Consider the following 24,544-nt stretch of genomic DNA (forward strand, 5'->3'; position numbering starts at 1 on the left):
ACTCCTTAATTCGTGATTTTTGCCCGTTTCTTAATCATTTGTTTTTCGTGGGCTTTGTTGTGCGCAAAGAAACGATCCTCTTCGACCTCGTTAGATTGCTTCACCCCGCCTTGGATCGTTGTAGATGACACCTTTCTCAAGCCGGTTTGTTCTTTCTGGTAAACAAATGAAGCCCGTGTTGAAATGGCGGCGCCTGGCTCTGTCACAAACGGCATCACCCGATAATCGGCTTTCCACTGGTGAGGCGTCACTGTACAGCGGACATATCCGCGATAGTCGTTAAAGAACTTGATATGCGGATTTTCCTTTAAAATTTGGTCTGTATCCGCCCGCTTATCCGCGCCGTTTCCTCCGGATGTGATCGAGGTTCCGACAAATTCAGCTCCAAAAATTTTTGAGCTTGTCTTTTCAAAGTCGACGTGCAGATTCGACGCCCAGCTTGCGTGCACATCTCCTGTCAGCACGACAACGTTATTCAGATTTTTACTATTAATGAAATTGATAACTCGTTCGCGCTGAGCCGGATAGCCATCCCACGAATCCATACTGTAGATCGGGCTTGCGCTTGTCCCGAAATTCCACTTCGCAAAGAAAATCTGCTGCGCCAGCACATTCCAATGGGCTGTCGAGCTGCTCAAATTGTTGAAGAGCCACTGCTCCTGTTCTTTTCCTAACAGGGTCCGATTCGGATTGCGCCATTCATCAGAAGGCGGCTTATTGCCGTCGTTATTGGCTTGGTCATCCCTGTACTGGCGGGTATCAAGAACATTGAAGGACGCCAGATTTCCGTACGTAAAGTGCCGGTACAGCTGCATATCCGGACCATTCGGCAAAGAAGAGATGCGAAGCGGCATATGTTCATAGTATGCCTGATACGCAGCCGCGCGGCGGAGCACGAATGCTTCAACAGATTGTCCTTTTTCCGGTATTTTATTGGCATAGTTGTTTTCGACTTCATGATCATCCCACGTCACAACCCAAGGGAACGCCGCATGTGCAGCTTTCAGATTCGCGTCGGAACGGTATTGGGCGTGGCGGTTCCGATAGTCCTGCAGCGTATAGATTTCCGCACTGCTATGGGTGCGGACATTGCCTGTTTTTGACACATATTCATTTGGGCCGTATTCATATATGTAATCACCGAGATGGAAGACAAGATCAAGCTTTTCCTTCGCCATATGCTTGTAGGCCGTATAATACCCGTGTTCATATTGCTGGCAGGAAGCGAATGCAAAGGTCATTTGCGGCACATTGGCGCCAGGGGCTGGCAGCGTTTTCGTTTTTCCGACAGGGCTTAGTTCATGTCCGGTTTTGAAACGGTAATAGTACACTTTGTTCGGCTCAAGTCCGTCTGCTTCGACGTGAACGGAGTGGGCGAGACTTGGCTTGGCCATTTCAGTGCCCTTTCTCACAATTTTGCGGAAATGCTCATCCGTTGCGACCTCCCATTTGACAGGCACCGCCTGATTCGGCATTCCCCCGCCGTTCAGCGGATCTGGCGCCAGGCGCGTCCACAGCACGACACTGTCAGAAAGCGGATCACCTGACGCGACCCCCAATGTAAACGGATAGCTTGAGAACTTAGGCGCGGCATTTACTTCAAATGCACCAACTGACTGAGCAATGGTCAATCCAAGAGAAAGTCCAGCAATCTTCCCCGCTCCTTGAATAAATTTGCGGCGGTCAAACGTATTGTTTTGAAAACTTTCCTCTTTCAATTTCTGTACCCATTCATCAAAACGACTGTCGTGTGCCATTCAAGATCCCCTCTCTTTTCATTGATCGCCTCCATTATAGGAAATCATTGTTAAATGATTATGAAGAAGTGTGAAGCGATTGTAAGCACTGAACATCAGAAACAGGTCTTCACTCACAAACCTGCCGCTGAAAGATGCCGAAAACTGGCTGAATGGCGCGTTTTCGGCATATCCTGTCGTTTGCAAGCCGCCCATTCGGACTATTTTTCTTCACATGATCTTAAAAAAACAAAAACACCGAGCCATTTCGCAGAATGACTCAGTTCCGTATCCATTATTTCGAAAACAATCGGCTTTTCAGCAGGGGGCTCTTGTTCTCTTACAATTCCTTTTTCCCTCGCTTTTTTTGAGCCAAAATGGAAATTCAGTAAGAAGAGCATGATAAAGCTCATCATCAAATGCGGTCAATCTCTTCGATCTGCAGGGAGTTCGTGTTATCAACAACGCGCCCTTCTAACGTATCCAGTTGATTGAGAAAATCGAAGTTTCCGTTTCCGATGCCGACAAACTGCCAGAACACCGGTTTATCAGAGGAGGCTTCAATGATCGGTTTGATCGATTTCTTACAGCCCCCATCATTGATAAATACGATGAATGCCGGATATGAACTCGGTTCCTCCGTAACATATTTGCGCAGCACGTCTTTCATGACCGGCGGCTCATCATTTCTGCCGAATTTATGCAAGCTGTCATTATTTAAAATTTCACGATCGACATAGCCTGAAAAATCCTTTTCAGAAACTGGCTTTCATCGGGAGAATTCGTTATCATACACCATACATCCAGCGAGCCGTTATCATCAAATTAATCAGCCACTGCCAAAATCCGCTCCACCACGTTTTAGACCGTGCCGTTTTTGTAGAGCGTTCTCATTGAACCCGTAATGTCAAGCACCAGTCCGACACGAGCCGTCACCTTCGTTAATTGCTTTTTCTCAAGTACGATCTTTACGCTTTTCTTTTGCAGGTCGATTGTTGCCAATTTTTCATCTCCGTCAGCTCTCTCTTTCAATTACCTATGTGTCTGTTTTCAAAGAAAAACACCGTTCAATTTGAACGGCGTCCTGCCTCTAAAATGTGTTATAAACATTTTCACATGTTTCTGCCGTCGGCTGATAGAAGCAATGCGACTTAAATCTGGCCACCAAAGGCTGGTTATACCACTGGGCTGGACAGTTTCCCTCCGGCTTGAAATACCATAAACTAAATTTTGCAGGCCAGCGCCTTTCGCCATTAATCGACCGGCGTGCAAGGGATCGCTCAGTATCACGGGCCCTTTGATAAAAATATCCATGAGTCACTGCCTCAAACGCGTGCGGCTGATAAATCATCTGCCTGATGGTGCGGAGGCCTTTAAAATCTGAGCAATTCGCCCGCAGCCGATTCACTCCCACGTTGCCGACAAGCAGCATCCCCTGCTTTCCTTCGCCTTCCGCTTCCGCTCTGAGCAGCCTTGCCATCAAATCGACATCCGCACTCGTTGCTCTTACGACCGCCATCACGTCACCTCCCCTTGATCTCTTTTCATCATATTTCATTACTTCAAAAGTGATGACGGAGGGACAGGAGAAGTTTTTAAATTTATTCATTCGGATTTGCAGCAAAGCCCAAAAACAAAAGACTTGCTGTTTGTTCGTCTATGATGGCAAAGAAAAATAGGCGGTTGGCCGTCAAGGCAGCGTCTGCGCGAGCTGGAACTCAACAATTTCAGCTGACGAGGCAGACGCAGCCTCGGTTCCGAATATACGCTCCGCTTCAATGAAACCGTCATGAATATCATAAGCTTTGTTTTTTGCAGAACCAGATGGAGCAGGTGATGCCAATTTTTCAGCAGGTTTGCAGCCGCCTCCGACAGGCATAAACATCAGCAGGATTGTGAACATTTTCCCTTTCGTATAAACGGCTCACTCCCTTTACTTGAGGTAAAAACGCAGTATAAGGTTTAACTTTCTGAATTTGAGGAATCATACATAACAAATCGAATCACAGAAGGAGGTACTTTGGAATGACACATGTGAAAGCGCTCGCGATTAAAGGTATTATGACGATTATTGTATTATATCTAGTGCTTGGTCTGGGCTTTGGTTTCACGTTTGGTGATACGCTCTTAATGACGATTGTGTTAGGGGTTATTTCTTATTTGCTGGGCGATCTTTATGTATTGCCGAGATGGAATAATATGATTGCGACGTTAGCTGATTTCGGTTTGGCCTTTCTCGTTATTTGGCTGATGGGCATGCCGCTTTCTATGGGAATGACTGGCGGTGAAGTTGCTTTGGCGGCTTTATTTGGCGCGATCGCCATGGCCATCGGTGAATATTGCTTCCATTTTTATATGATGAGCAAAGAGATTGGCAAGAAGCATTATCTTGAAACAAGAACAGACTCATAATGAAAAGGCCGATGCTGCCAGCATCGGCCTTTGTAGACGCCGCATTCAAGCATCCTGTTTGTCTGCATTCATGATCGCCATGTAGGAAAAAATGAAACCGACGGCTGCTAAAGATAAGGGGATATACACAACAGATGAAATTGAGAAGCCCGGACTTGTTGAGCTGATGAGCATCACAATCACAACAGACGAAATGATGGTTGCCGGAACCGAGTGTCTACGCATCCCAAAAAAGATGGGCACTAAACTCGTGCCAGCGGCGCCAAAAGCGAAAACCGCCATTTTCACCGCCTGCTGAGAAATGATTTCGGATGTCAGCTCCCCCTGTATGAACTGGTAGATCGAGTTCAGCCAAAAGAAACCCGCTGCTATAAGTATATTTGATAGTAAAATCGTGATAAACGTCAGTCCGGCCGCAATCAGGAGTTTAGCAGTGAGCAGTTTTTTACGGCTGATCGGGTACGTGAACATCACAAGAATGGTTTTGTTTTTATATTCCGAAATCACCAATTTTACGAGCAGCACAGCGCCAAATACGATAAATACCGCTCTGACGAAGGTTCCGATGATGAGAAATGCTTCATCCATGCTTTGGAACGAAACCCCGCCATCGACTTTCTCGGAATAGCTGATCAGCCACATAAAGCCCATAATGATCACGTTGGCAATGAGGACACCTCTGACATACCAGCCCATCTTCATTTTTCTTAATTCGATTCTGATCAAATTCATCAATGTGTCTCACCCCTTTTCACACCGATGCTATTGCCGTTGATCAAGTTGATAAAATAATCCTCCAGCGACGTATACTTTTTGTTCATTGATTCAATGTCTACATCATTTAAAATGAGCGCTTTAGATATGGCAGCTTGAGAAGCTTCCGTTTCGTAAATACGGATTGTTTTCTCGTTTAAGATTTTAAAATTGGTTAATTGCAGCTCTTTCTCCAGCACAAAGCAGGCTCTTGTCTGATTTGGCGTGACGAGCTCGATGTATTCAGTGTTCTGGCCTCTGACATCCTCCATTGAGACCTCTTCAAGCAGACTGCCGTCTCGAATAACCCCAATCGTGTCCGCAATTTGTTCGATTTCACCCAGCAAATGGCTTGAGATCAACAGCGTCATGCCGTACTCTTTGCTCAGCACCTGAAACAGCTGCCTGATCTTTTTAATGCCTAGAGGATCAAGCCCATTCACCGGTTCATCTAAAATAAGCAGGTCAGGCTTCGTGAGGATGGCACGCGCAATCCCAAGGCGCTGCTTCATACCGAGTGAAAATGTTTTGACAGGCTTCTTGTCGATTTGCTTTAAGTTCACCATATCCAGCACTTCTTGAATGGCTTTTTTATTATGGTACCCCATGTATTCACAATGCAGATCTAAATTTTCTGCTGCTGTCAGGTTTTCATAAAATATCGGATATTCAATCATGCTGCCGATGCTCCCCAGCATCTCGTATGATGTATGGGTGAGCTTATTCCCTAGGATGCTGATTTCACCGCTTGTCGGTTTGACAAGGCTCGTCAGCATTTTCATAATGGTTGTTTTACCCGCGCCGTTCGGGCCGAGAAAACCATAGATCTCGCCTTTTTTAATATGCATGCTGACATTGGAGACGACTTCTTTACCCTGATACGTTTTGGTTAGTCCGTTTGTTTGTACGATATACGTCAACTTTGTTTCTCCTTCCCTCTCTTTTCCTGTTTTCTATTGTAGCGGCGGGTCCTGTCATTTTTATTTCTCAAATCTTAAGAAATTCTTACGTTTGTTAATAAGTCATTCGTTTCAATGTGATCGTAAACGCAGTCCGTTCGTACGGCTTGCTTTGAACGGATATAGAGCCTCCCATTTTTTCTGTAAGCCGTTTCGTGATGGTTAAACCGAGACCGCTTCCTTGAAATGCTTTATTTCTGGATTCTTCAAGTGTGTACAGTCTCTCAAACACCCGCCGCTGATCGGTTTCACTGATCCCCTTCCCGCGATCCCATACGGTAACGGCAATGTTCGTCTCATCATATGACAGTGTCATGCCGATTAACTTGCCGGCCGCGCCATATTGAATCGCATTGGATAATAGGTTTTGCAGGATTCTGTCCAGCGCTTCTTCATTCGCCTGTGCATACACCGGCGTATCTGGGATATCGATGGCAGCTTGAAAGCCTTTTGACTGAACAGCGTCATAATAATGCAGGATATTTCGTTTGCATATGTCGTTCATATGTATTTTGGTAATCGGAATGTCTTTATCTTCAGATTCTAATTTCGCTAAATCAAAAAAGGAGTTGATCATCTGAATGAGTTCATTTGTTTTCTGACGGAGCTTCTCCAGCAATCTTTCCCGCTCTTCGTCCGGCATGTCCGGCTCACTTTGAATGGCCTCGATATAACCGAGAATGACCGTTAACGGCGTTTTCAGATCGTGCGACATATTGGTCAGCATCCGCTTCATGGATTGTTCTGTTTTGGCGAACTGAGCGCTGATCTGCTGACGATTCTCAACCAATCGGTTGATGTTGACAAGCAAATCTTTGAGCGCCTGATCGTCTGTCTGAAGTAAAATCCGTCCTGCCGACTCACGATTGAGCATGGCGCCAAGCTGTTCCGCCGTGTATCCCAGATTCCCGTCCCGCTTCTTTTTCATCATAAACTGAATCACATTCAGACATGCCAGAACGATGACAGCGGCCATCCATAACACTGTCATGCTAAAACTCTCCTAATTTATAACCGATGCCCCATAACGTTTTAATGTATTGAGGTGCAGAGGGGTCATCTTCAATCTTTTCTCTAAGCCGCCGCATATGTACGTTAATAATGTTTTGATCGCCAAAATACTCTTCATTCCAGACGGAACGGTAGATTTGTTCTTTCGTAAACACTTTTTTAGGATTTGCCGCAAATAGGCACAGCAGCTGCCATTCTGTTGACGTCAGCTGAAGCGGCTCTCCGTTTTTCATCACTGAGACATTATCTATATCTATCGCAAGCTGGTGAATCCGGATCACCTTACTCTCTGCCGGTTCCTCCGCCGAATATTGCGTCGCCCGCCGTATTGCGGCTTTCACTCTTGCTGTCAGCTCAATCATTGAAAATGGTTTGGCAATATAATCATCCGCCCCAAACCCCAGTCCCAATGCCTTGTCCACTTCTCCGTCTTTTGCCGAAATCATCAAAACCGGAATGTTGCTTTCTTGGCGGATGATTTTCAGAAAATCCATGCCGTTCAACTTCGGAAGCATGATATCAAGGAGAATCAAATCGTATGAACCCTGATGAAACAGCCGAACGCCCTCTTCCCCGTCGAAAGCATGCACCATCTCAAAGCCTTCTTTTGTTAAATAGTGGCCCACCATTTCACTGATAGATTGATCGTCCTCCACAAGCAATATGCGCTTCATCTTCTCACCTAACCTTTGCAAAATCAAAAAACATACACGTAATTACACTTATTGTAATTGAAAAACGTGTATGTTTTACAAACATTATTTTTTTCCTGTTTTTAGTTTCCTGTATTCCATGCCCGTAATGATCAAAAATACGGCTGCGCATCCGATGGCTTGAATAAGCCGTAGCCGTTCACCAAGAAATAAAGCCCCATAGAAAATCGTCAGGACAGGTCCTGCCATTGAAATGATGGCAGCTCGCTGTGCTCCTATTCGTTTGATGCCCTCAAGCATCAGCACAAATGGAATCACAGTGGTCACGACTGCGATTAACATAAACAAACCATAGACAGCAGGCGGATATGCTGCTATTGGTATATTCAGACCGATCGTCGATTTGATGCCAATGTAAAGCATCATGGCCGCTCCGGCAGCTGTCATCCCGTACGCATTAAGACGGATGCCCCCGATTTGATGGACGAGCCGCCCGGAAAGGACAAGATAACCCGCATAGACGGCTGAGGATAACAAAATGAATGCAGATCCAATCATATTTGCCTGAAGGAGCTTATTATCCCAGCCGCCAAGCGCAAAGAAAAGGGCGAACATGACCGCCAGCACTGTGAAAAGGTCCTGTATGGTAACCATTTTCCGGTCACGGCATGCGGTAAATACGATTACAAATATCGGGCAGCTCATCAGCAAAATACGCTCAACCATTGCGGATACATGGTTCAGCCCGATAAAATCAAGCAAGGGAGACAGGAAAAAACAAAACACGCCCGCGACACACGCCCTCCATCGATCTCCTTTTTTCATACCGTCAGGCATTGGAGGACGGTATAGCAAAAAAATCAGCCAAAACAGCGGAACAGCAAACAGCTGTCTGTATAACAACACCGCGTCTGGATCAGCACCCATTTCAAATGCCCATTTAATCCAAATAGACTTGGACGCAAAACAAACCGTTCCGATCAGCAAAAAAATTGTACCTATTGCGGCCTCTCGACTCTTCCTCTTCTCTTCTGCTCTCATCTCAGCTCAGCTTTTCTCCTTTACTTATTCAAATGCTTTTGTATAAAATCCAGCAGCGTATTTCCTTGAGCCGTCAGAATGACGCCTTTCCCGCCGCAAGCCGGACATGGGCTGCCTTCGATTTCTCCGGCTCTTTCACATCTAGGACATGCGGCCTCAAGATCATCAGTTGCTATGACCATTTGAATCCTCCTTTCTATTGCTCTGTTATGCACCACCAGCCATCATCCATCGGCCGTCACCTCCTTTAAGAAACACAAAAACCCCCGTCCTATGCAAAGGACGAGGGTCTCGCGGTACCACCTTTATTAACAGCTATACAGCCGTTCACTCTCAGTACAGAAAACATCCGTTTCGATACTCCTCTCTTGGTAACGGGGAGAGAATCCCGGCATCGCCTACTATCCGTTCAGCAAAGCAATTCAGAAGCCCATTCGGCATCATAGGAGGATCGGTTCACACCAGCCACCGACTCTCTGAACCTCACACATTGATGCGTACTTACTCTTCCTCACAATTGTTGATCCGTTCTATTATTTGTAGAGTTTATAATACTCTGATTATTTTTTGAAGTCAATTCTTACACCGATTTAACACCAAGTGCTTCCAGCGCCATATTCATATGCTCCTCCTGCTGTGTCTGCTGAGCGAGCATAGCAATTTCCAGCGGATACGCCGCCTGCATCTCTGAGATGTGTTCCTGCATTTTTGCCCATATCCGGCCGCCTGCTTGATCATAGTATTCAAGTAAACGGGCAGTTTCTTTTTCTCCGAAAATGGTTTGATAAAGGACAAAATCCTTGGCTGGATCGGCAACCTTCGCTTCTGTCCAATCCAGAAGACCTGTGACACGTTCGTTTTGATTGATCAGAATATGCGGCGGATGGAGATCGCCGTGTATCAGTGCAGAGAAATCAGGCCAGTATGCATCATCGTTTATCCACGTTTGCCATCTTTCCCAAAGCTGACTAGATACGCCAAGCTTACTCTTCACATCAGCCATAGACTTTGCTGTCATTTGTCTGAAATCCTCTGGCATGATCACTTCGATTCCGAATTGTCCGGCAGATGTTTGATCCATGCCATGTCATTCAGCCAGTATACCGGCAAGTGATTGGACAAAATCGTCTGACGGCGGCTGATGATTCATATTCCACACATATTGTTTCTGTTCCAGATCAATCCCAGCCGCCGGCGTTCCTTTTAACATGGGGTAAGCGATCAATTCCGGTGTATGAATTCTCCAATCCGGTACATCAGCTGTAAGATTTGCGCGGAGAAAGGCAAGCGTTCTGCCTTCTGAAGCCGCTCTTTCCACAACATCGCTTCGCCGCGGTTTTCGCAGCACCCATGGGATACAATCATCATCCTCGGCGAATACAACTTGAAAATCCATTCCAGTCTCATTCAATTGCGCGTTTTCGGAGCGGACCGCCAAACCTTGGCTGCGTGCAAGCCCGACAATCTCAGTAATAAGCCGTTTCTTGTTTGTCATTTCTATTCCCCTTCCTCACGCTCCGCCTGTCGTAGAGAAGGGATGTTTTGAAGGTGAAAGGGAGGCACTTTTTTGACGATATAAGGCCTTATACATTGGCAGATCCTTCCCGATTCTCCGCATTTAGGCGAGAGTCGTTCACGATTAAATTCGTGATCATCGGATTCTCATGGATGTCATGCGGTACCCCTCCGTTCTTTGTACACCAACCACGCTTTCCATTATATTGCAATTCGAATTCCCCAAAAGTAAATATTTTCATTTTATGATCTTTCATAAAAATACCGTGAATCGCTGACCCACAGATTCCGGCGCAGCAAAAAAACAGCCGGGGCCCCGGCTGTTTTGGTTATATCCTTCTTTCTTTCATCGTCTCGCACAAAAGTTTCGCTTCCAAAAAGAACACGTGAATGAATTTTTTCATATTCACTTTGGCTGGGGCGAGAGGTTTTGCATCCTTTGATTGGAGTTCTTTCATTTTCTGGCTGACAACCGAAAAGTCAAAGAATTTCGATGCATAGGTTTCAAATTTCGGATTCGAAAAATCAGTTGTGCCCAGTGAAGCAAAATGGTGGAGCGAATGGATAATCGCTCTGCGGATGCGCTGCTCCGAGGCTTTCATTTCGCGATTGACTTCCGTTTCAGATGCCCCTGCCCCCAGCTTTCGTTCCGCTACTTGAGTGAAAATCTGTTTGAGCGAAGGGATGTGTTTTTCATAGGGCTCAGATTGCTCGTGCTCTGATAAATACTGCAGCACAGCCATGAGATCATGTGAGCCGCCTTCCCCCATCATGCCCAGCTCGGACAACAGAAATGTTCCCGCTTCTTTTAAGCCGCTGTCACCTTTCTGCTGTGGACGCGCTTTCGGTTCAGTCCGGTTGCCGAGCCGGCTTAGAGAGTGCTGAATAGCCCCAATCGACTGCTCAAGCTCAATCCGCTCCTTCACCTTTTGGAGAACTGTGACAATTTCAACGCGGTTAATCGGCTTATGGATAAAATATTCGATGCCGAGCGAGTATGCTTCTCCAACCATTTCCTTCGCTTCCACTTGAGAGATCATCACGATTTTGCCGGAGTATGTATTCTGGAGCTGGCGAATCGTCTCAATGCCGTCTCTTTCGGGCATTAACAAATCGATTAATAAAATATCAATCTGTTTGAATTGCAGCATATGCCCTTCCACTTGGCTCCCGTCTTCCGCTTCACCAGCAGCTTCCCCGAGATCCTCATCCTCAATGATCTGCCTTAAAATCGACCGTACTGCTCGGTCATCATCAGCGATAAAAAAACGCATAGCTTTCGGTTCACCCTTTCTGAATCAAATGCCGGACAGGCAGCCTGATGGCAAACACCACTCCCCGCTGCTGATTATGAAATGTAATGTCTCCAACTAGTTCAGTCACTATTTCCTTCACATAGGAAAGTCCGATTCCCGTAGAAGGGGTGCCAAATTCATCATATTTTGAAGTAAAACCCGGGTCAAACACAATGTCACCGATTTTCTCCGAAATGCCGGGACCATTGTCTTCCACCTGGAATTCTACCACACGCTCATTTGGCCTAAGGAGCCTCAGGCTGATCGTTCCCCCTTCGCCCATAGCTTCTACCGCATTTGCCGTTAGATTATTAATGATCGAAAGCACGATAAATACGTGATATTCGCCATGCTCCCCTTCGATCGAGCAGTGAAAATCAATCTGCTTCCCCAGTGCTTCAGCGTACTTTTCATTCATTCGAATCACAAGCCGGAGCAAATCAGAAGCCTTCATATAATCTCTCAAACTCTCATTCGAAATCAGTTTTGAAAGCCCTGCGAATATCCGCTGGTTGTCCTTTTTCACTTCATGAATCTCTCCGGCCAGCCTCAAAATCCTTCCGCTGAGCTGATCATCCCTGCCCTTTACTTCCCGATAGAGCTGATACGAATCGTTTGTCACTTTCTCTGTTGTTTTCAATGTCTTTTTTAAATGCACCGTCTCTTCATACAGATTGGAAACGATCATCAGCATATGCTCATGCTGCTGCCTTGTCTGTTTTTCTCTCGACTGCGTTTCATACAGCTTCAGCACAGTATAAAAACTCATCACGATAAATGTGTGAGAAATCGCAATTACCGCGATATCGGTAATTTTCTCAGGCGTCACAACCGTATGGAAAATGAGAAACTGCACAGCCAGCTCGACACAATCCGACACAATTTCAATCATAAATCCGATGAAACCGAGCATAACCGGGCGTTCGTGGAAACGATTAGCCTTTAATACGGAAAACAGACAGGCATAAGACATATAAAAGAAAAACCCAGACGCTTGGTCATACAGAATCGGAGTCAGTCCATCGTGTCCCCCGCCCCATAATTCCAGAAGGACGCGAAACACGAAAACCGCCGCTCCAGTCAGAACCCCCGGCAGTACAGCAGGCACATGCCGCAGCAGCGATAAGAAGAAGAAAAAAACCGGTGCGCCAAAGCTGATCCGGAATTCTTCATTAAGGGGATAAAATTTCAGTTCACCGGCCAGCGGCACCGTAATCAGCATAAGAGCCAGTATATATCCGTCTTTTTCGAAAAAGCGTTCCAATTTAATGATGATCACATCCTCGCTTATATTTTGGGGAAACGACAGAAAACCTGCAAATTTCTTTTGACCCAGTGCATGAGGTTTTTATAAATCCAACGGCTTATTTTCAACATATTTTTGTCGTATTTTGTATGATTCTGTAGTCGCCATTGTACAGTAAATATACCTTCCGCTTTTATGAAAGCGTTTAATGCCCCTTTAATCTTCTCTCAATCCTTAAAGAAGAAAAACAGTGAGGAGGAATTCGATGAAAGAACTCATCATAGAGCGCCAACAAGAAAAAGATCCAACGTCACAGCTGCATGATTGGGTGGAGCACTATCGCCCCTTTGCCGCCAATGGACAAAGTGCAAATTACATCCCCGCTTTAGGAAAAGTCAATGACTCACAGCTCGGCATTTGTATATTGGAGCCCGACGGAACAATGATACACGCCGGTGACTGGAACGTTCCTTTTACCCTGCAAAGCATTTCAAAAGTGATCAGCTTTATCGCCGCCTGCATGAGCCGGGGCATTCCCTATGTGCTCGATCGCGTAGATGTAGAGCCGACAGGCGATGCCTTTAATTCCATCATTCGGCTTGAAATCAACAAGCCGGGGAAGCCATTTAACCCTATGATCAACGCGGGTGCCCTCACCATCGCCTCGCTCCTTCCGGGTGAGTCGGCACACGATAAGCTCGAGTTTCTTTACTCGGTAATGGAAACTTTAATAGGAAAACGGCCGAGAATTCATGAGGAAGTGTTCCGGTCTGAATGGGAAACCGCCCACCGCAACAGAGCGCTGGCCTACTATTTAAAAGAAACAAACTTTTTAGAAGCGGATGTAGAAGAAACGCTTGAGGTGTACTTGAAGCAGTGCGCCATGGAGGGCACGACAGAGGACATCGCATTGATCGGCCTGATCCTTTCCCATGACGGGTATCATCCGATTCGACGCGAACAGATCATTCCAAAGGATGTGGCCAAGTTGGCCAAGGCGTTAATGCTGACGTGCGGCATGTACAACGCTTCAGGCAAATATGCTGCGTTTGTCGGCGTGCCTGCCAAAAGCGGCGTCTCCGGCGGCATCATGGCTCTTGTTCCTCCAAGCGCCAGAAGAGACCAGCCTTTTCAATCCGGATGCGGCATCGGCATTTACGGACCTGCCATTGATGAATACGGCAACAGCCTCACCGGCGGTATGCTGCTGAAGCATATGGCACAGGAGTGGGAGCTCAGCATTTTTTAAACTATAAAAAAGAGGTGATTGTATGCAGAAAATCCTGGAACATATCGTCGGTATCGCAAATGATCTTTTGTGGTCAAAGCTGTTAATTGTATTGCTCCTTTCACTAGGAATCTATTTTACGTTCAGGCTTAAGTTTTTGCAGGTTCGCATGCTGAAAGAAATGGTGAGAGTGTTAAGAGAAGGTGCTGCATCCCGGTCGAAAAACAGCATTTCTCCGTTTCAAGCCTTTTGCATCAGCATGGCAGCCCGTGTCGGCACGGGAAATATTACGGGCATTGCCATCGCCATTGCGCTCGGCGGACCCGGTGCGATCTTCTGGATGTGGCTTATCGCCATTATCGGATCAGCATCAAGCTTTGTGGAAAGCACATTGGCTCAAATTTATAAAGTAAAGGATGCAAACGGCTTCCGCGGCGGGCCGGCGTATTACATGGAAAAAGGGCTGAACAAAAGGTGGATGGGCGCACTGTTCGCTGTGTTAATCACCCTATCGTTCGGTATCGTCTTTAACTCGGTTCAATCAAATACAGTCAGCCTCGCCTTTGAAAACGCGTTCGGCACAAACCGCCTGACATTGGGACTCATTTTTATTGCTGTATTCGGCATGATTATTTTTGGCGGTGTAAAACGCATTGCGAAGCTGGCTGAATCCATTGTCGTCGTATTGGCTGTCGTGTATATCGGAGTCGCGTTTTTCGTGATTTTCACCAACATTACGCAGCTGCCACACGTGCTTGCGCTTATCGTAAAAAACGCATTTGGCTTTGACCAGGCCGCTGGCGGCGCTTTGGGAGCGGCGTTAATGCAGGGCGTCAGACGGGGAATTTTTTCAAATGAAGCGGGAATGGGAAGCGCACCAAATGCCGCTGCCACCGCAACGACAAGCCACCCTGTCAAACAGGGGCTGATTCAGGCGTTTGGTGTGCTGACAGATACACTCGTTATTTGTACGAGCACCGCTTTTATCATCCTGTTTTCGGATGCCTATCATACTCCGGGACTAAGCGGAATCGCCTTGACACAAGCCTCTCTAAGCTCCCATGTCGGATCATGGGCATCAGGCTTTCTCGCCATTCTAATTTTGTTATTCGGTTTCTGTGCTTTAATCGGAAACTATTACTATGGCGAAACCAATATCGGCTTTTTAAACAAAAGCAAAAAACTGATATTCGTCTACCGTATCGGCGTGCTGGCAATGATTGTGTTTGGCTGTGTGGCCAAAGTCCAGCTCGTCTGGGATCTGGCTGATTTGTTCATGGGCTTGATGGTCGTCGTGAACTTAATTGCGATTTTCTTATTATCAAAAGTCGTGTTTACGGCGCTGAAAGACTATACACGCCAGAAAAAAGCGGGCAAAGATCCGGTCTTTTATAAAGATGTGCTCCAAAACCACAATGGCATTGAGTGCTGGCCGCTTTCTGATACAGAGGCTGACAGCTCTAATAAACAAATATCGTAAAAAAAGGGTGTTCAGACATACGGCTGAACACCCTTCCCTTTTTCATTCATTGACAAATATGTAAGCGTCCATTACGATTTTCATATCTTTTTCAAAAAAATCTGAAAGAAGGCATCGGTACATTTTATGAATCCTATCCAACACATCCTAGATACATACCCGCTTATTGTGCTAGACGGCGCCATGGCGACCGAGCTTGAACGCAAGGGCTGTGATTTGAACGACAGTCTTTGGTCGGCAAAAATCCTGATAGAAGAGCCGAACCTGATTAAACAAGTTCATATTGATTATTTCGCGGCAGGCGCCGACTGTGCGATCACCGCCAGCTATCAGTCTACGTTTGAAGGCTTTGCCGCACGCGGGCTGAGCGAAGCGGAAGCACGCCGGCTCATCGCGATGTCCGTCAGCATCGCAGCGGAAGCACGCGATGAATTTTGGGCGCTTGAAGAGAACCGTATGAACCGGCCAAAACCGATTATTGCCGCTTCTGCAGGCCCTTATGGCGCTTATCTTGCGGACGGGTCTGAGTATCGCGGCGACTACGGAATCTCAGAGGATGAACTGATTGAATTTCATCGTCCCCGGATCAAAGCGCTGATTGAAGCGGGAGCTGATGTATTGGCATGTGAAACGATTCCGTGTCTGACCGAAGCGAAAGCAATTGTGCGGCTGCTGAAGGAATTTCCTGAAACATATGCGTGGATCAGCTTCAGTGCAAAAGACGGTCTGCATATCAGTGACGGAACACCTGCCGCTGACTGTGCATCGTGGCTCAATGAGCACCGCCAAATTGCAGCGCTCGGCATCAACTGCACGCCGCTTCAGCATATCCCTTCCTTGATCGAGGAGTTAAAAAAGCGCACATCAAAACCGATCATCGTCTATCCGAATTCAGGTGAACAATATGACCCGGAGACAAAAACGTGGAACGGTATGGCATGCGCAGAACCTTACGGAGAAACCGCCCGAACTTGGCATGAAAAAGGTGCAAAGCTGATTGGCGGATGCTGCCGGACAACACCTGAAGATATTGCAGAAATTGCGGCTTGGGCACGCTCTTTAAAAACAACTTGACTTATCGGAATTGTTTGTATATTCTATCTAAAAGCCGGTTCGCCGGAGTCTCGTGTCACTCGCTGGCATGGGATTTTTTATTAGGAAGGAAATAAACCGCCGATAGAAAGTTGGTAAAAAATGAAACCTGCTCACAACAAGAATGAGACAAACTTTCAAAGAAGTATGAAAAGCCGGCACCTCTTTATGCTTTCCTTAGGAGGCGTCATCGGAACCGGTCTGTTTTTAAGTTCAGGCTATACCATTCAGCAGGCAGGGCCGGCGGGAACGATACTCGCCTACTTAGTCGGCGCCGGAATCGTCTATTTGGTCATGCTGTGCCTTGGTGAACTCTCTGTAGCCATGCCTGTGACAGGAGCCTTTCACACTTATGCAGCCAAATACATAGGACCGGGCACCGGATTTACAGTCGCATGGCTGTACTGGCTGACATGGACCGTGGCATTGGGATCAGAATTCACAGCAGCAGGCCTGTTAATGCAGCGCTGGTTCCCCCATACGTCCGTTTGGATGTGGAGCGCCGTCTTTGCGCTGGTCATTTTCTTACTTAACGCATTTTCGGTCAAGTTTTTCGCAGAATCAGAATTTTGGTTTTCCAGCATCAAAGTATTAGCCATTGTATTGTTTATTCTTTTAGGCGGCTCTGCCATGTTCGGCATCATCCCGATCAAAGGGGGAGAAGCCGCTCCGATGCTGTCCAGCTTCACAGGGGAAGGCGGGCTCTTTCCCAATGGATTTGTCCCCATCTTAATGACGATGCTGTCCGTCAATTTTGCTTTTTCGGGAACGGAACTGATTGGTATCGCCGCGGGTGAAAGCGTTGATCCCGACAAGACGATACCAAAAGCGATAAAAACAACGGTCTGGCGTCTCTCACTCTTTTTTGTCGGAACCATTTTTGTGCTGTCAGGGATGATTCCGATTCAGGATGCAGGCGTCATCGAAAGCCCGTTTGTCGCAGTCTTTGACAGAGTCGGTGTCCCGTACGCAGCCGATATCATGAACTTTGTCATTTTGACAGCAATCCTGTCAGCGGCAAATTCCGGACTCTACGCTTCATCAAGGATGCTGTGGTCTTTATCAAAAGAAAAAACGCTTCATCCGACATTTGCAAAGCTGACATCAAAAGGAACCCCGTTTAACGCGCTGGTGTTCAGCATGATTGGCGGGATTCTGGCACTGCTGTCCAGCGTATTTGCGCCGGATACTGTATACGTTGCGCTCGTGTCGATTTCCGGTTTTGCGGTCGTTATCGTGTGGATGGGAATCGCCGCTTCTCAATTCATGTTCAGAAAACGTTATATTGAAGCGGGAAACAAGGTTGCCGATTTAAAATACCGGACTCCCTTGTATCCGTTCGTGCCAATCGCCGCGTTTCTGTTATGTCTGGCTTCTGTTATCGGCATAGCCTTTGATCCGAACCAAAGAATCGCATTGTATTGCGGCATTCCGTTTATGGCCGGCTGCTATGCAGTGTATTATGCGAAAAATCGCAAAAGACAGCCGGCTGCTGATATGACGCATGCCAAATAAAAAGAACCTGCCTCCGGGCAGGTTCTTTTTCATCTTCAAACTTCCACCGTCCAGTTGACCGGCCCTTTCACTTTGCCAAGCTGAATATCTGTTATCGATTCATACAGTTTTTTCGAGATGTCCCCGATTTGCCCGTCGCCTACAATCACGGTCTTCCCATGAATATTGAGTTCACCCACAGGCGTAACGACCGCTGCCGTACCGGTGCCAAAAACCTCTGTCAATTCTCCGCGTGCAGAGGCCTCGTAAATCTCATCAATTGAAATCCTCTCTTCACGAACCGGAATGCCCCAGCTGCGAATCAGTTCAATCGCAGACGCTCGTGTAATTCCGCTTAAAATGCTTCCGCTTAAAGCCGGTGTGACAGCTTCCCCGTTGATGACGAAAAAGATGTTCATGCTGCCTACTTCTTCCACGTATTTCTTTTCAATGGCATCAAGCCACAGCACCTGGTCATAGCCCAGATCATTCGCCTTTCGCTGCGCCTGAAGACTGGCGGCGTAATTTCCGGACGTTTTTGCATTGCCGACTCCGCCATTTACCGCCCGCACGTATTCATCTTCGACATAGATTCTGACCGGCTTCAGCTGATCGTCGCCATAATAGGAGCCGACAGGCGAAAGCACGATCATAAATGTATAGCTTTTGGATGCCTTTACCCCGAGACTTGGTTCTGTGGCAATGACAAACGGACGAATATACAGTGACGTTCCCTTTCCCTTAGGAACCCAATCTTTCTCCAGCTCAACTAATTGTGTCAATGCTTCGAGCACAAGCTCTTCGTCTAAAGGAGGCATGCTCATGCGCTCACACGATCTGTTCAGCCGTTTGATATTTTGATCCGGCCGGAACAGCAGCACCCTGCCATCTTCTGTTCTGTACGCTTTTAACCCTTCAAAGACAGCCTGGCCGTAATGAAAAACAGACGCAGACGGATCAAGCGTAAGCGGAGCGTATGGTGCAATTCTCGGATGGTACCAGCCGATTCCCTCTTCATAGTCCATTACAAACATATAATCTGTGAAATATTTCCCGAATTCCAAGGATGACGGATCGGGTTTCACCTTATGAAATGTGATTTTTTCTCGTTCAATAAGCTTATTCAATCTAATCAGCACACCTTTCACTCGTAGTTGTTTAAATATTCAGTCTTTTTAAAGCTACAAAAAATAAAGCCTCAGTTGATGATACGCCGCTCCACGCTATTAAATTTCAGAATATTCTTTATGATCATCAGCTATTATACACTACTTTCATGATCAGATGAAGCTGAAATTAAAGAAAACAGCCAGATTTATTCTGGCTGTCTGATTTAGACCGCTAAACAAAGGATGACAATGTGGCAAATCAGCAAAATATACACTACAATCACAAATTGCCAATTAACCTTCTGCGCCCATGCAAACACCAGCATCAAAATAGGCAGCATCACTGATCCCGCCAGCTTGTTAACCGTCAGATCCGGGCTGTTCGCTGCATCATAATGAATCGGCATCTCCGACGGAAGAAAAGGATAAAACACGATTGAAAGGATGAAAGCAGCAATGACAGACCCCCACAGTAACTTTTCATTCGTCAATAGAAACATAGAACGACCATTCCTTTCCTATCACATATTGTTATGAATCATATGATTGTTCTACGGTGAATTTCGTTCGGTCTCCCCGCGTAATAATTTGCGCATACTCCACTACTTCTTCATTTTTATCATAGGTGAGAGATTCTGATAAAAACGCCGGCGCTCCGACATTGGTTAATAAGTGGCCGCTGATCGTTTCATCCGTTAAAATCGGCTCAATCGATTCCGTTCCTCTGCTGATTTCAATGTTGTATTTTGTCCTTAACAGCTCAAACAGCGAACCGGTGCACTCTTCCTGTGCCAGCCCCGGTGCTGCTTTCCAAGGAATATATGAGATGTGATACTGCAAAGGCTCCCCCTCGGCGTATCTGACTCTGACAAGCTTGTTGACAGGTTCATTCTCTTTCATCTTCAAAATCTCGGCAATGGAGTGATCAGCAGGGATCACCACAAGCTCAAGCACTTTTGATTCAGAACGCAGACCCTTCATTTGTTTTGCAAAGCTCGTAATTTTATGCGGAATCGGTGTTTGTATTTTTGCAGCCGATACAAATGTTCCTTTTCCTTGAATTCTCTTAATATATCCCTCAAGCTCAAGCTGCTGCAGAGCCAATCTCACAGTTGTTCTGCTGACATCATATTGCTCGCAAAACTCGCTCTCGGTCGGCAGCTGATCATTCGCCTGATATTTCCCTGACTTCATTAATTCAATGATTTTACATTTGATCACAGAATATAAAGCTGTCATTTCATTCTCCCCATTCCATATGGAAACCGTTCTTTTTGATCGAGACCATAATACCATTTGCCTTCCCAATATAAAAGATTTGTATTCTACTTTTATAACGAATTTTCAGAAATTAATATTGACAGTTTGACAAGAGCGGTGCTAAATTCGTAATAACAACTATCAGAAAATTGACATAACAAATATGATGCTTGTCTATCTCTTTGAGGGGGTGTCACATGAAGATTATAATCGCTGAGCACTATGACGAACTCTGCAAGTTAAGCGCTGTCATTATTAAAGAACAGATACAAGCTAAGAAAGATGCCGTCCTCGGACTGGCGACAGGAAGCACGCCGGTCGGCTTGTACAAGCAGCTGATTTCATACTATCAGGCAGGCGAAATTGATTTTTCAAAGGTTACTACATTTAATTTGGATGAATACGCCGGCCTCTCTCCATCTCATCCGCAAAGTTATAACCACTTTATGCATGAGCAGCTTTTTCGGCATATCAACATGCAGTCCAGCCATATCCATATCCCGCAAGGAAACAATCCGCAGCTTGAGGCTGAATGCAAGGTATACGAGGAGCTCATCCGTCAGGCGGGAGGCATTGATGTACAGATTCTCGGCATTGGCGCCAATGGCCACATCGGTTTTAATGAACCGGGGTCTGATTTTGAAGATCGGACACGAGTGGTGAAGCTGTCAGAAAGCACGATACAGGCAAATGCCAGATTCTTCGGCGGCGATCCTGTGCTGGTGCCGAGACTTGCAGTGTCAATGGGCATTAAAACCATCATGGAATTCAGCAAACATATTGTGCTTTTAGCGAGCGGCGAGGAAAAAGCTGACGCCATTCAAAAGATGGCTGAAGGCCCTGTCACAGCTGATGTGCCAGCCTCCATTCTTCAAAAACACAATCATGTAACCATTATCGCCGATCAAAAAGCGGCTCAAAAATTAAAAGAGGCATCATACTCATAACATCATAAAAGGAGACTGTCATGTTTAAAAAGGCATTTCAAATTCTGCAGCAGCTTGGGCGCGCATTGATGACTCCGGTTGCCGTCCTGCCGGCAGCCGGTCTTTTGCTCCGTTTCGGAGACAAGGATTTACTGAACATTCCTATTATAAAGGATGCGGGCGGCGTTGTATTCGATAACCTGCCGCTGATTTTCGCCGTGGGGGTCGCGATCGGTTTAGCCGGCGGCGAGGGGGTAGCCGGCCTTGCCGCTGTCATCGGGTATCTCATTTTGACCGTCACCCTCGATAACATGGGAAAACTGCTCGGCCTTCAGCCTCCGTATGAAGGCGCCGAGCACTTGATAGATATGGGGGTTTTCGGCGGAATCATCATCGGGCTTCTCGCCGCCTATTTATATAAGCGGTTTTCATCCATTGAGCTGCATCCGGTCCTTGGATTTTTCTCTGGAAAACGCTTTGTCCCGATTATTACTTCTGTCGGTTCATTGGTGATCGGCGTGATTTTCTCATTCGTTTGGCCTCTGATCCAAAACGGAATTAACGCAGCCAGCGGTTTAATTGCCGATTCAACCGTCGGCCTGTTCTTTTACGCAACGATCTATCGTTTGCTGATTCCTTTTGGCCTGCATCATATTTTTTATACACCTTTCTATTTTATGATGGGAGAATACACAGACCCGTCCACAGGCAATATCGTAACCGGCGACCTGACAAGGTTTTTCGCGGGAGACCCGACAGCCGGGCGATTTATGATGGGAGATTTCCCTTACATGATTTTCTGTCTGCCGGCAATTGCTCTCGCCATTATCCATACCGCGCGTCCGGAAAAGAAGAAAATGATCTCCGGCGTTATGATATCTGCGGCGCTCACATCTATGCTGACGGGCATTACAGAGCCGGTTGAGTTTTCATTCTTGTTTGTTGCGCCCGTGCTCTATTTCATTAACTCGATTCTTGCCGGCGTCATCTTTGTCGTTTGTGATATATTCCATGTGCGCCACGGCTATACATTCTCAGGCGGCGGAATTGACTACGTCTTGAACTACGGGCTGTCGACAAACGGCTGGGTTGTCATTCCTGTCGGGATCGTGTTTGCCTTCATTTATTATTATTTGTTCCGATTCGCGATTTTGAAGTGGAACTTGAAAACGCCAGGCCGTGAAACAGATGAAGCCGATCAGACTGAGGCAAAAGCGCCTGTCGCAAAAGATCAGCTTGCCTTTCATGTGCTGCGGGCCTTAGGCGGACAGCAAAATATCGCCAACCTGGATGCATGTATTACAAGGCTTCGTGTGACCGTTCATCAGCCGAGCCAAGTCAGCAAGGATGAATTAAAACGGCTTGGCGCAGTAGGTGTGCTTGAAGTCAACAACAACTTCCAGGCGATATTCGGAACAAAGTCCGATGCCTTAAAAGACGACATCAACACGATCATAGCCGGAGGAGTCCCTGACACCGCCGCTGCGCTGGATACGGAAACTGATAAACGGCAAAAGCCGGCTTCCAGTGAGACCTTTATTTATCCGATTAAAGGAGAAACAGTCTCTCTGGCAGACGTGCCTGATCAAGTCTTTTCAGAGAAAATGATGGGCGAAGGGTTTGCGATTGATCCATCAGAAGGAAAAGTCGTTGCTCCTGCGGACGGGGAAATCGTCTCCATATTTTCAACAAAGCACGCTATCGGCTTTAAAAGCGCCGGCGGCACCGAAATCCTGATTCACGTCGGCATTGATACAGTCAAATTGAACGGGGAAGGCTTTGAAGCCCATGTCACGAGCGGACAAGCCGTCAAACAGGGCGAACTGCTTCTTACATGTAATCTCGACTATATCAAGCAGCATGCCGCATCGGCTGTGACACCGGTTATTTTCACGAATGCATCTGAAGAAGAGATGAAACACATCCACATGAAGTAAAAAAGACCCCCTTCTTAGCAAGGGTCTTTTTTACCAACATAATGAAAGCGCTATCAAAATAAAATAATCTGAAAAAAGGTGTTTGCCTTTGATTCACGAATGATATGAATATGCCTGTATTCTATCATTCTAAAGGGGGATTCATTTGAAAAAATTGATTGCGTTTCAAATTTTAATCGCTTTGGCAGCCGGTGCAGTGATCGGACACTTTTTTCCTGATTTCGGAATGGCACTGCGGCCTGTCGGTGACGGGTTTATCCGCTTGATTAAAATGATTGTCGTGCCGATTGTGTTTTCTACTATTGTCATCGGAGCCGCAGGAAGCGGAAGCATGAAAAAAATGGGCAGCCTCGGCATCAAGACGATCATTTGGTTTGAAGTAATTACCACGCTTGTATTGGTGCTTGGCCTTTTATTAGCGAATGTCTTAAAACCGGGTGTCGGGCTTAATCTCTCCCATTTGGCGAAAAAAGATATCAATGAACTGTCGGGCTACACAGATAAAGTTGTTGATTTCAAACAAATGATCCTCGATATTATCCCTACAAACATTGTTGATGTGATGGCCAGAAATGATTTGCTTGCCGTTATTTTCTTTGCCATTTTATTCGGTGTCGCCGCTGCCAGTATTGGCAAAGCCTCTGAACCAGTGATGAATTTCTTTGAATCCGTTGCTCAAATTATGTTCAAACTCACGCAAATCGTCATGGTGACTGCTCCTATCGGCGTATTAGCCTTGATGGCGGCTTCTGTAGGCCAATATGGCATCGAGCTCCTTCTCCCTATGTTTAAACTCGTTGGCACGGTATTCCTTGGTCTGTTCCTGATCCTCTTCGTCCTCTTTCCGCTTGTCGGTCTCATTTTTCACATTAAATATTTCGAAGTGTTAAAAATGATATGGGATCTGTTTTTGATCGCTTTTTCCACCACCAGCACAGAAACCATTCTCCCCCAGCTGATGGACAGAATGGAGAAATACGGCTGTCCGAAACGAGTGGTATCATTCGTCGTTCCCTCCGGCTTGTCATTGAACTGTGACGGCTCCAGCTTATATTTATCGGTTTCCTGTATTTTTCTGGCGCAGGCCTTTCATGTAGACATGACCTTGTCCCAGCAGCTGCTCATGATGCTTGTGCTGGTCATGACCAGTAAAGGCATTGCAGCTGTTCCATCAGGCTCGCTTGTTGTTCTTCTGGCGACTGCCAATGCTGTAGGGCTGCCGGCTGAAGGTGTTGCGATTATAGCGGGCGTTGACCGCATCATGGACATGGCGAGAACAGGCGTAAATGTGCCAGGCCATGCGATAGCCTGCATCGTCGTATCAAAATGGGAAAAAGCCTTCCGTCAAAAAGAATGGGCCTCCGTAAACGGACAAACCGAAAGCTTATAAAAAAAGA

Annotated in this window: 23 protein-coding genes, 2 pseudogenes and 1 other annotated feature; of the genes and pseudogenes, 8 read left to right on the forward strand and 17 right to left on the reverse strand. The window is 46.4% G+C overall.

Features of this window, described 5'->3' with window-relative positions; genetic code table 11:
- Window positions 1-5 precede the first annotated feature (5 nt).
- The 5 genes and pseudogenes from phoD to V756_RS0116125 form a co-directional block, all read right to left on the reverse strand.
- Entirely contained in the window at window positions 6-1,757 is a 1,752-nt protein-coding gene (phoD, locus tag V756_RS0116105) for an alkaline phosphatase PhoD (RefSeq protein WP_024715565.1), read from the reverse strand.
- Window positions 1,758-1,775: 18 nt separating this feature from the next.
- The gene (locus tag V756_RS01000000122620; RefSeq protein ID WP_032682134.1) at window positions 1,776-1,952 is read right to left on the reverse strand and encodes a hypothetical protein; all 177 of its coding nucleotides are present in this window, start codon (window positions 1,950-1,952) and stop codon (window positions 1,776-1,778) included.
- A 5-nt stretch (window positions 1,953-1,957) separates the two neighbouring features.
- Window positions 1,958-2,738: pseudogene (locus tag V756_RS01000000122625) on the reverse strand (vWA domain-containing protein).
- A gap of 88 nt (window positions 2,739-2,826) precedes the next feature.
- A complete protein-coding gene (gene cwlJ / locus V756_RS0116120; RefSeq protein WP_024715566.1) occupies window positions 2,827-3,255 on the reverse strand; it encodes a cell wall hydrolase CwlJ in 429 nt (142 codons plus the stop codon).
- 171 nt (window positions 3,256-3,426) lie between these two features.
- Window positions 3,427-3,639 (reverse strand): hypothetical protein, encoded by a 213-nt coding sequence (locus V756_RS0116125; protein WP_024715567.1) that lies wholly within the window; start codon window positions 3,637-3,639, stop codon window positions 3,427-3,429.
- A gap of 122 nt (window positions 3,640-3,761) precedes the next feature.
- Here V756_RS0116125 and V756_RS0116130 point away from each other — a divergent pair, with 122 nt between their 5' ends.
- Window positions 3,762-4,148: a YndM family protein gene (locus V756_RS0116130; RefSeq protein ID WP_014112528.1), complete on the forward strand. Its 387-nt coding sequence runs from the start codon at window positions 3,762-3,764 to the stop codon at window positions 4,146-4,148.
- A gap of 45 nt (window positions 4,149-4,193) precedes the next feature.
- Here the strand turns inward: V756_RS0116130 and V756_RS0116135 are convergent, their stop codons facing one another.
- The 9 genes and pseudogenes from V756_RS0116135 to glnK all read right to left on the reverse strand — a co-directional run bounded on the left by V756_RS0116135 (window position 4,194) and on the right by glnK (window position 12,597).
- Window positions 4,194-4,880, reverse strand: a complete 687-nt coding sequence (locus tag V756_RS0116135; protein ID WP_081719901.1) for an ABC transporter permease — start codon at window positions 4,878-4,880, stop codon at window positions 4,194-4,196.
- A complete protein-coding gene (locus V756_RS0116140; protein WP_024715569.1) occupies window positions 4,880-5,821 on the reverse strand; it encodes an ABC transporter ATP-binding protein in 942 nt (313 codons plus the stop codon). The genes V756_RS0116135 and V756_RS0116140 overlap by 1 nt, the downstream gene beginning before the upstream one ends.
- 94 nt (window positions 5,822-5,915) lie before the next feature.
- On the reverse strand, window positions 5,916-6,851 hold the full coding sequence (locus tag V756_RS0116145; protein ID WP_024715570.1) for a HAMP domain-containing histidine kinase: 936 nt from the start codon (window positions 6,849-6,851) through the stop codon (window positions 5,916-5,918).
- A gap of 1 nt (window position 6,852) precedes the next feature.
- Window positions 6,853-7,533 carry a winged helix-turn-helix domain-containing protein gene (locus V756_RS0116150; RefSeq protein WP_081719902.1) on the reverse strand — a complete coding sequence of 227 codons (681 nt, stop codon included), beginning with the start codon at window positions 7,531-7,533 and terminating at the stop codon, window positions 6,853-6,855.
- Window positions 7,534-7,629: 96 nt separating this feature from the next.
- The gene (locus V756_RS0116155; protein WP_024715572.1) at window positions 7,630-8,565 is read right to left on the reverse strand and encodes a DMT family transporter; all 936 of its coding nucleotides are present in this window, start codon (window positions 8,563-8,565) and stop codon (window positions 7,630-7,632) included.
- A gap of 20 nt (window positions 8,566-8,585) precedes the next feature.
- Window positions 8,586-8,747, reverse strand: coding sequence for an anti-TRAP regulator (rtpA, locus tag V756_RS0116160; protein ID WP_024715573.1), 162 nt, complete (start codon window positions 8,745-8,747; stop codon window positions 8,586-8,588).
- Window positions 8,748-8,840: 93 nt separating this feature from the next.
- Window positions 8,841-9,089, reverse strand: a binding site (T-box leader).
- A 56-nt stretch (window positions 9,090-9,145) separates the two neighbouring features.
- Window positions 9,146-10,060: pseudogene (gene mphK / locus V756_RS01000000122630) on the reverse strand (macrolide 2'-phosphotransferase MphK).
- Window positions 10,061-10,409: 349 nt separating this feature from the next.
- Window positions 10,410-11,354 (reverse strand): glutamine utilization two-component system response regulator GlnL, encoded by a 945-nt coding sequence (glnL, locus tag V756_RS0116170; RefSeq protein ID WP_024715574.1) that lies wholly within the window; start codon window positions 11,352-11,354, stop codon window positions 10,410-10,412.
- Between the two features lie 10 nt (window positions 11,355-11,364).
- Complete coding sequence (gene glnK, locus V756_RS0116175) at window positions 11,365-12,597, reverse strand: two-component system sensor histidine kinase GlnK (RefSeq protein ID WP_024715575.1); 1,233 nt, start codon at window positions 12,595-12,597, stop codon at window positions 11,365-11,367.
- Between the two features lie 289 nt (window positions 12,598-12,886).
- Between glnK and V756_RS0116180 the strand changes: the two genes are divergently transcribed.
- The 4 genes from V756_RS0116180 (at window position 12,887) to mmuP (ending at window position 17,936) form a co-directional block, all read left to right on the forward strand.
- A complete protein-coding gene (locus tag V756_RS0116180) occupies window positions 12,887-13,870 on the forward strand; it encodes a glutaminase (RefSeq protein WP_024715576.1) in 984 nt (327 codons plus the stop codon).
- A gap of 22 nt (window positions 13,871-13,892) precedes the next feature.
- Complete coding sequence (locus V756_RS0116185; protein WP_024715577.1) at window positions 13,893-15,329, forward strand: alanine/glycine:cation symporter family protein; 1,437 nt, start codon at window positions 13,893-13,895, stop codon at window positions 15,327-15,329.
- Between the two features lie 126 nt (window positions 15,330-15,455).
- Window positions 15,456-16,403, forward strand: a complete 948-nt coding sequence (mmuM, locus tag V756_RS0116195; protein ID WP_024715578.1) for a homocysteine S-methyltransferase — start codon at window positions 15,456-15,458, stop codon at window positions 16,401-16,403.
- A 120-nt stretch (window positions 16,404-16,523) separates the two neighbouring features.
- The gene (mmuP, locus tag V756_RS0116200; RefSeq protein WP_024715579.1) at window positions 16,524-17,936 is read left to right on the forward strand and encodes an S-methylmethionine permease; all 1,413 of its coding nucleotides are present in this window, start codon (window positions 16,524-16,526) and stop codon (window positions 17,934-17,936) included.
- A 35-nt stretch (window positions 17,937-17,971) separates the two neighbouring features.
- On the opposite strand, the gene V756_RS0116205 is transcribed toward mmuP, so the two are convergent.
- The 3 genes from V756_RS0116205 to gamR all read right to left on the reverse strand — a co-directional run bounded on the left by V756_RS0116205 (window position 17,972) and on the right by gamR (window position 20,263).
- Window positions 17,972-19,042 carry a branched-chain amino acid aminotransferase gene (locus V756_RS0116205; protein ID WP_024715580.1) on the reverse strand — a complete coding sequence of 357 codons (1,071 nt, stop codon included), beginning with the start codon at window positions 19,040-19,042 and terminating at the stop codon, window positions 17,972-17,974.
- Between the two features lie 206 nt (window positions 19,043-19,248).
- Window positions 19,249-19,524 (reverse strand): DUF1648 domain-containing protein, encoded by a 276-nt coding sequence (locus V756_RS0116210; protein ID WP_024715581.1) that lies wholly within the window; start codon window positions 19,522-19,524, stop codon window positions 19,249-19,251.
- Window positions 19,525-19,555: 31 nt separating this feature from the next.
- A complete protein-coding gene (gene gamR, locus V756_RS0116215) occupies window positions 19,556-20,263 on the reverse strand; it encodes a transcriptional regulator GamR (RefSeq protein WP_024715582.1) in 708 nt (235 codons plus the stop codon).
- A gap of 218 nt (window positions 20,264-20,481) precedes the next feature.
- Between gamR and nagB the strand changes: the two genes are divergently transcribed.
- The 3 genes from nagB to gltP all read left to right on the forward strand — a co-directional run bounded on the left by nagB (window position 20,482) and on the right by gltP (window position 24,537).
- On the forward strand, window positions 20,482-21,231 hold the full coding sequence (gene nagB / locus V756_RS0116220; protein WP_024715583.1) for a glucosamine-6-phosphate deaminase: 750 nt from the start codon (window positions 20,482-20,484) through the stop codon (window positions 21,229-21,231).
- A 20-nt stretch (window positions 21,232-21,251) separates the two neighbouring features.
- A complete protein-coding gene (gene ptsG, locus V756_RS0116225) occupies window positions 21,252-23,147 on the forward strand; it encodes a glucose-specific PTS transporter subunit IIBC (protein WP_024715584.1) in 1,896 nt (631 codons plus the stop codon).
- 145 nt (window positions 23,148-23,292) lie between these two features.
- Entirely contained in the window at window positions 23,293-24,537 is a 1,245-nt protein-coding gene (gltP, locus tag V756_RS0116230; protein WP_024715585.1) for a glutamate-aspartate/proton symporter GltP, read from the forward strand.
- The last annotated feature ends 7 nt before the right edge of the window (window positions 24,538-24,544 follow it).

It is taken from the genome of Bacillus tequilensis KCTC 13622, assembly GCF_000507145.1.
GTDB classification, from domain to species: Bacteria; Bacillota; Bacilli; order Bacillales; family Bacillaceae; genus Bacillus; species Bacillus tequilensis.

Bases quoted from the DNA above. Each gene is read 5' to 3' on its own strand.
- phoD (WP_024715565.1), bottom strand. From the start codon at position 1,757: ATGGCACACGACAGTCGTTTTGATGAATGGGTACAGAAATTGAAAGAG.
- V756_RS01000000122620 (WP_032682134.1), bottom strand. From the start codon at position 1,952: ATGGGCGGCTTGCAAACGACAGGATATGCCGAAAACGCGCCATTCAGC.
- cwlJ (WP_024715566.1), bottom strand. From the start codon at position 3,255: ATGGCGGTCGTAAGAGCAACGAGTGCGGATGTCGATTTGATGGCAAGG.
- V756_RS0116125 (WP_024715567.1), bottom strand. From the start codon at position 3,639: ATGTTCACAATCCTGCTGATGTTTATGCCTGTCGGAGGCGGCTGCAAA.
- V756_RS0116130 (WP_014112528.1), top strand. From the start codon at position 3,762: ATGACACATGTGAAAGCGCTCGCGATTAAAGGTATTATGACGATTATT.
- V756_RS0116135 (WP_081719901.1), bottom strand. From the start codon at position 4,880: ATGAATTTGATCAGAATCGAATTAAGAAAAATGAAGATGGGCTGGTAT.
- V756_RS0116145 (WP_024715570.1), bottom strand. From the start codon at position 6,851: ATGACAGTGTTATGGATGGCCGCTGTCATCGTTCTGGCATGTCTGAAT.
- V756_RS0116155 (WP_024715572.1), bottom strand. From the start codon at position 8,565: ATGAGAGCAGAAGAGAAGAGGAAGAGTCGAGAGGCCGCAATAGGTACA.
- rtpA (WP_024715573.1), bottom strand. From the start codon at position 8,747: ATGGTCATAGCAACTGATGATCTTGAGGCCGCATGTCCTAGATGTGAA.
- glnL (WP_024715574.1), bottom strand. From the start codon at position 11,354: ATGCGTTTTTTTATCGCTGATGATGACCGAGCAGTACGGTCGATTTTA.
- glnK (WP_024715575.1), bottom strand. From the start codon at position 12,597: ATGCTGATTACGGTGCCGCTGGCCGGTGAACTGAAATTTTATCCCCTT.
- V756_RS0116180 (WP_024715576.1), top strand. From the start codon at position 12,887: ATGAAAGAACTCATCATAGAGCGCCAACAAGAAAAAGATCCAACGTCA.
- V756_RS0116185 (WP_024715577.1), top strand. From the start codon at position 13,893: ATGCAGAAAATCCTGGAACATATCGTCGGTATCGCAAATGATCTTTTG.
- mmuM (WP_024715578.1), top strand. From the start codon at position 15,456: ATGAATCCTATCCAACACATCCTAGATACATACCCGCTTATTGTGCTA.
- mmuP (WP_024715579.1), top strand. From the start codon at position 16,524: ATGAAACCTGCTCACAACAAGAATGAGACAAACTTTCAAAGAAGTATG.
- V756_RS0116210 (WP_024715581.1), bottom strand. From the start codon at position 19,524: ATGTTTCTATTGACGAATGAAAAGTTACTGTGGGGGTCTGTCATTGCT.
- gamR (WP_024715582.1), bottom strand. From the start codon at position 20,263: ATGACAGCTTTATATTCTGTGATCAAATGTAAAATCATTGAATTAATG.
- nagB (WP_024715583.1), top strand. From the start codon at position 20,482: ATGAAGATTATAATCGCTGAGCACTATGACGAACTCTGCAAGTTAAGC.
- ptsG (WP_024715584.1), top strand. From the start codon at position 21,252: ATGTTTAAAAAGGCATTTCAAATTCTGCAGCAGCTTGGGCGCGCATTG.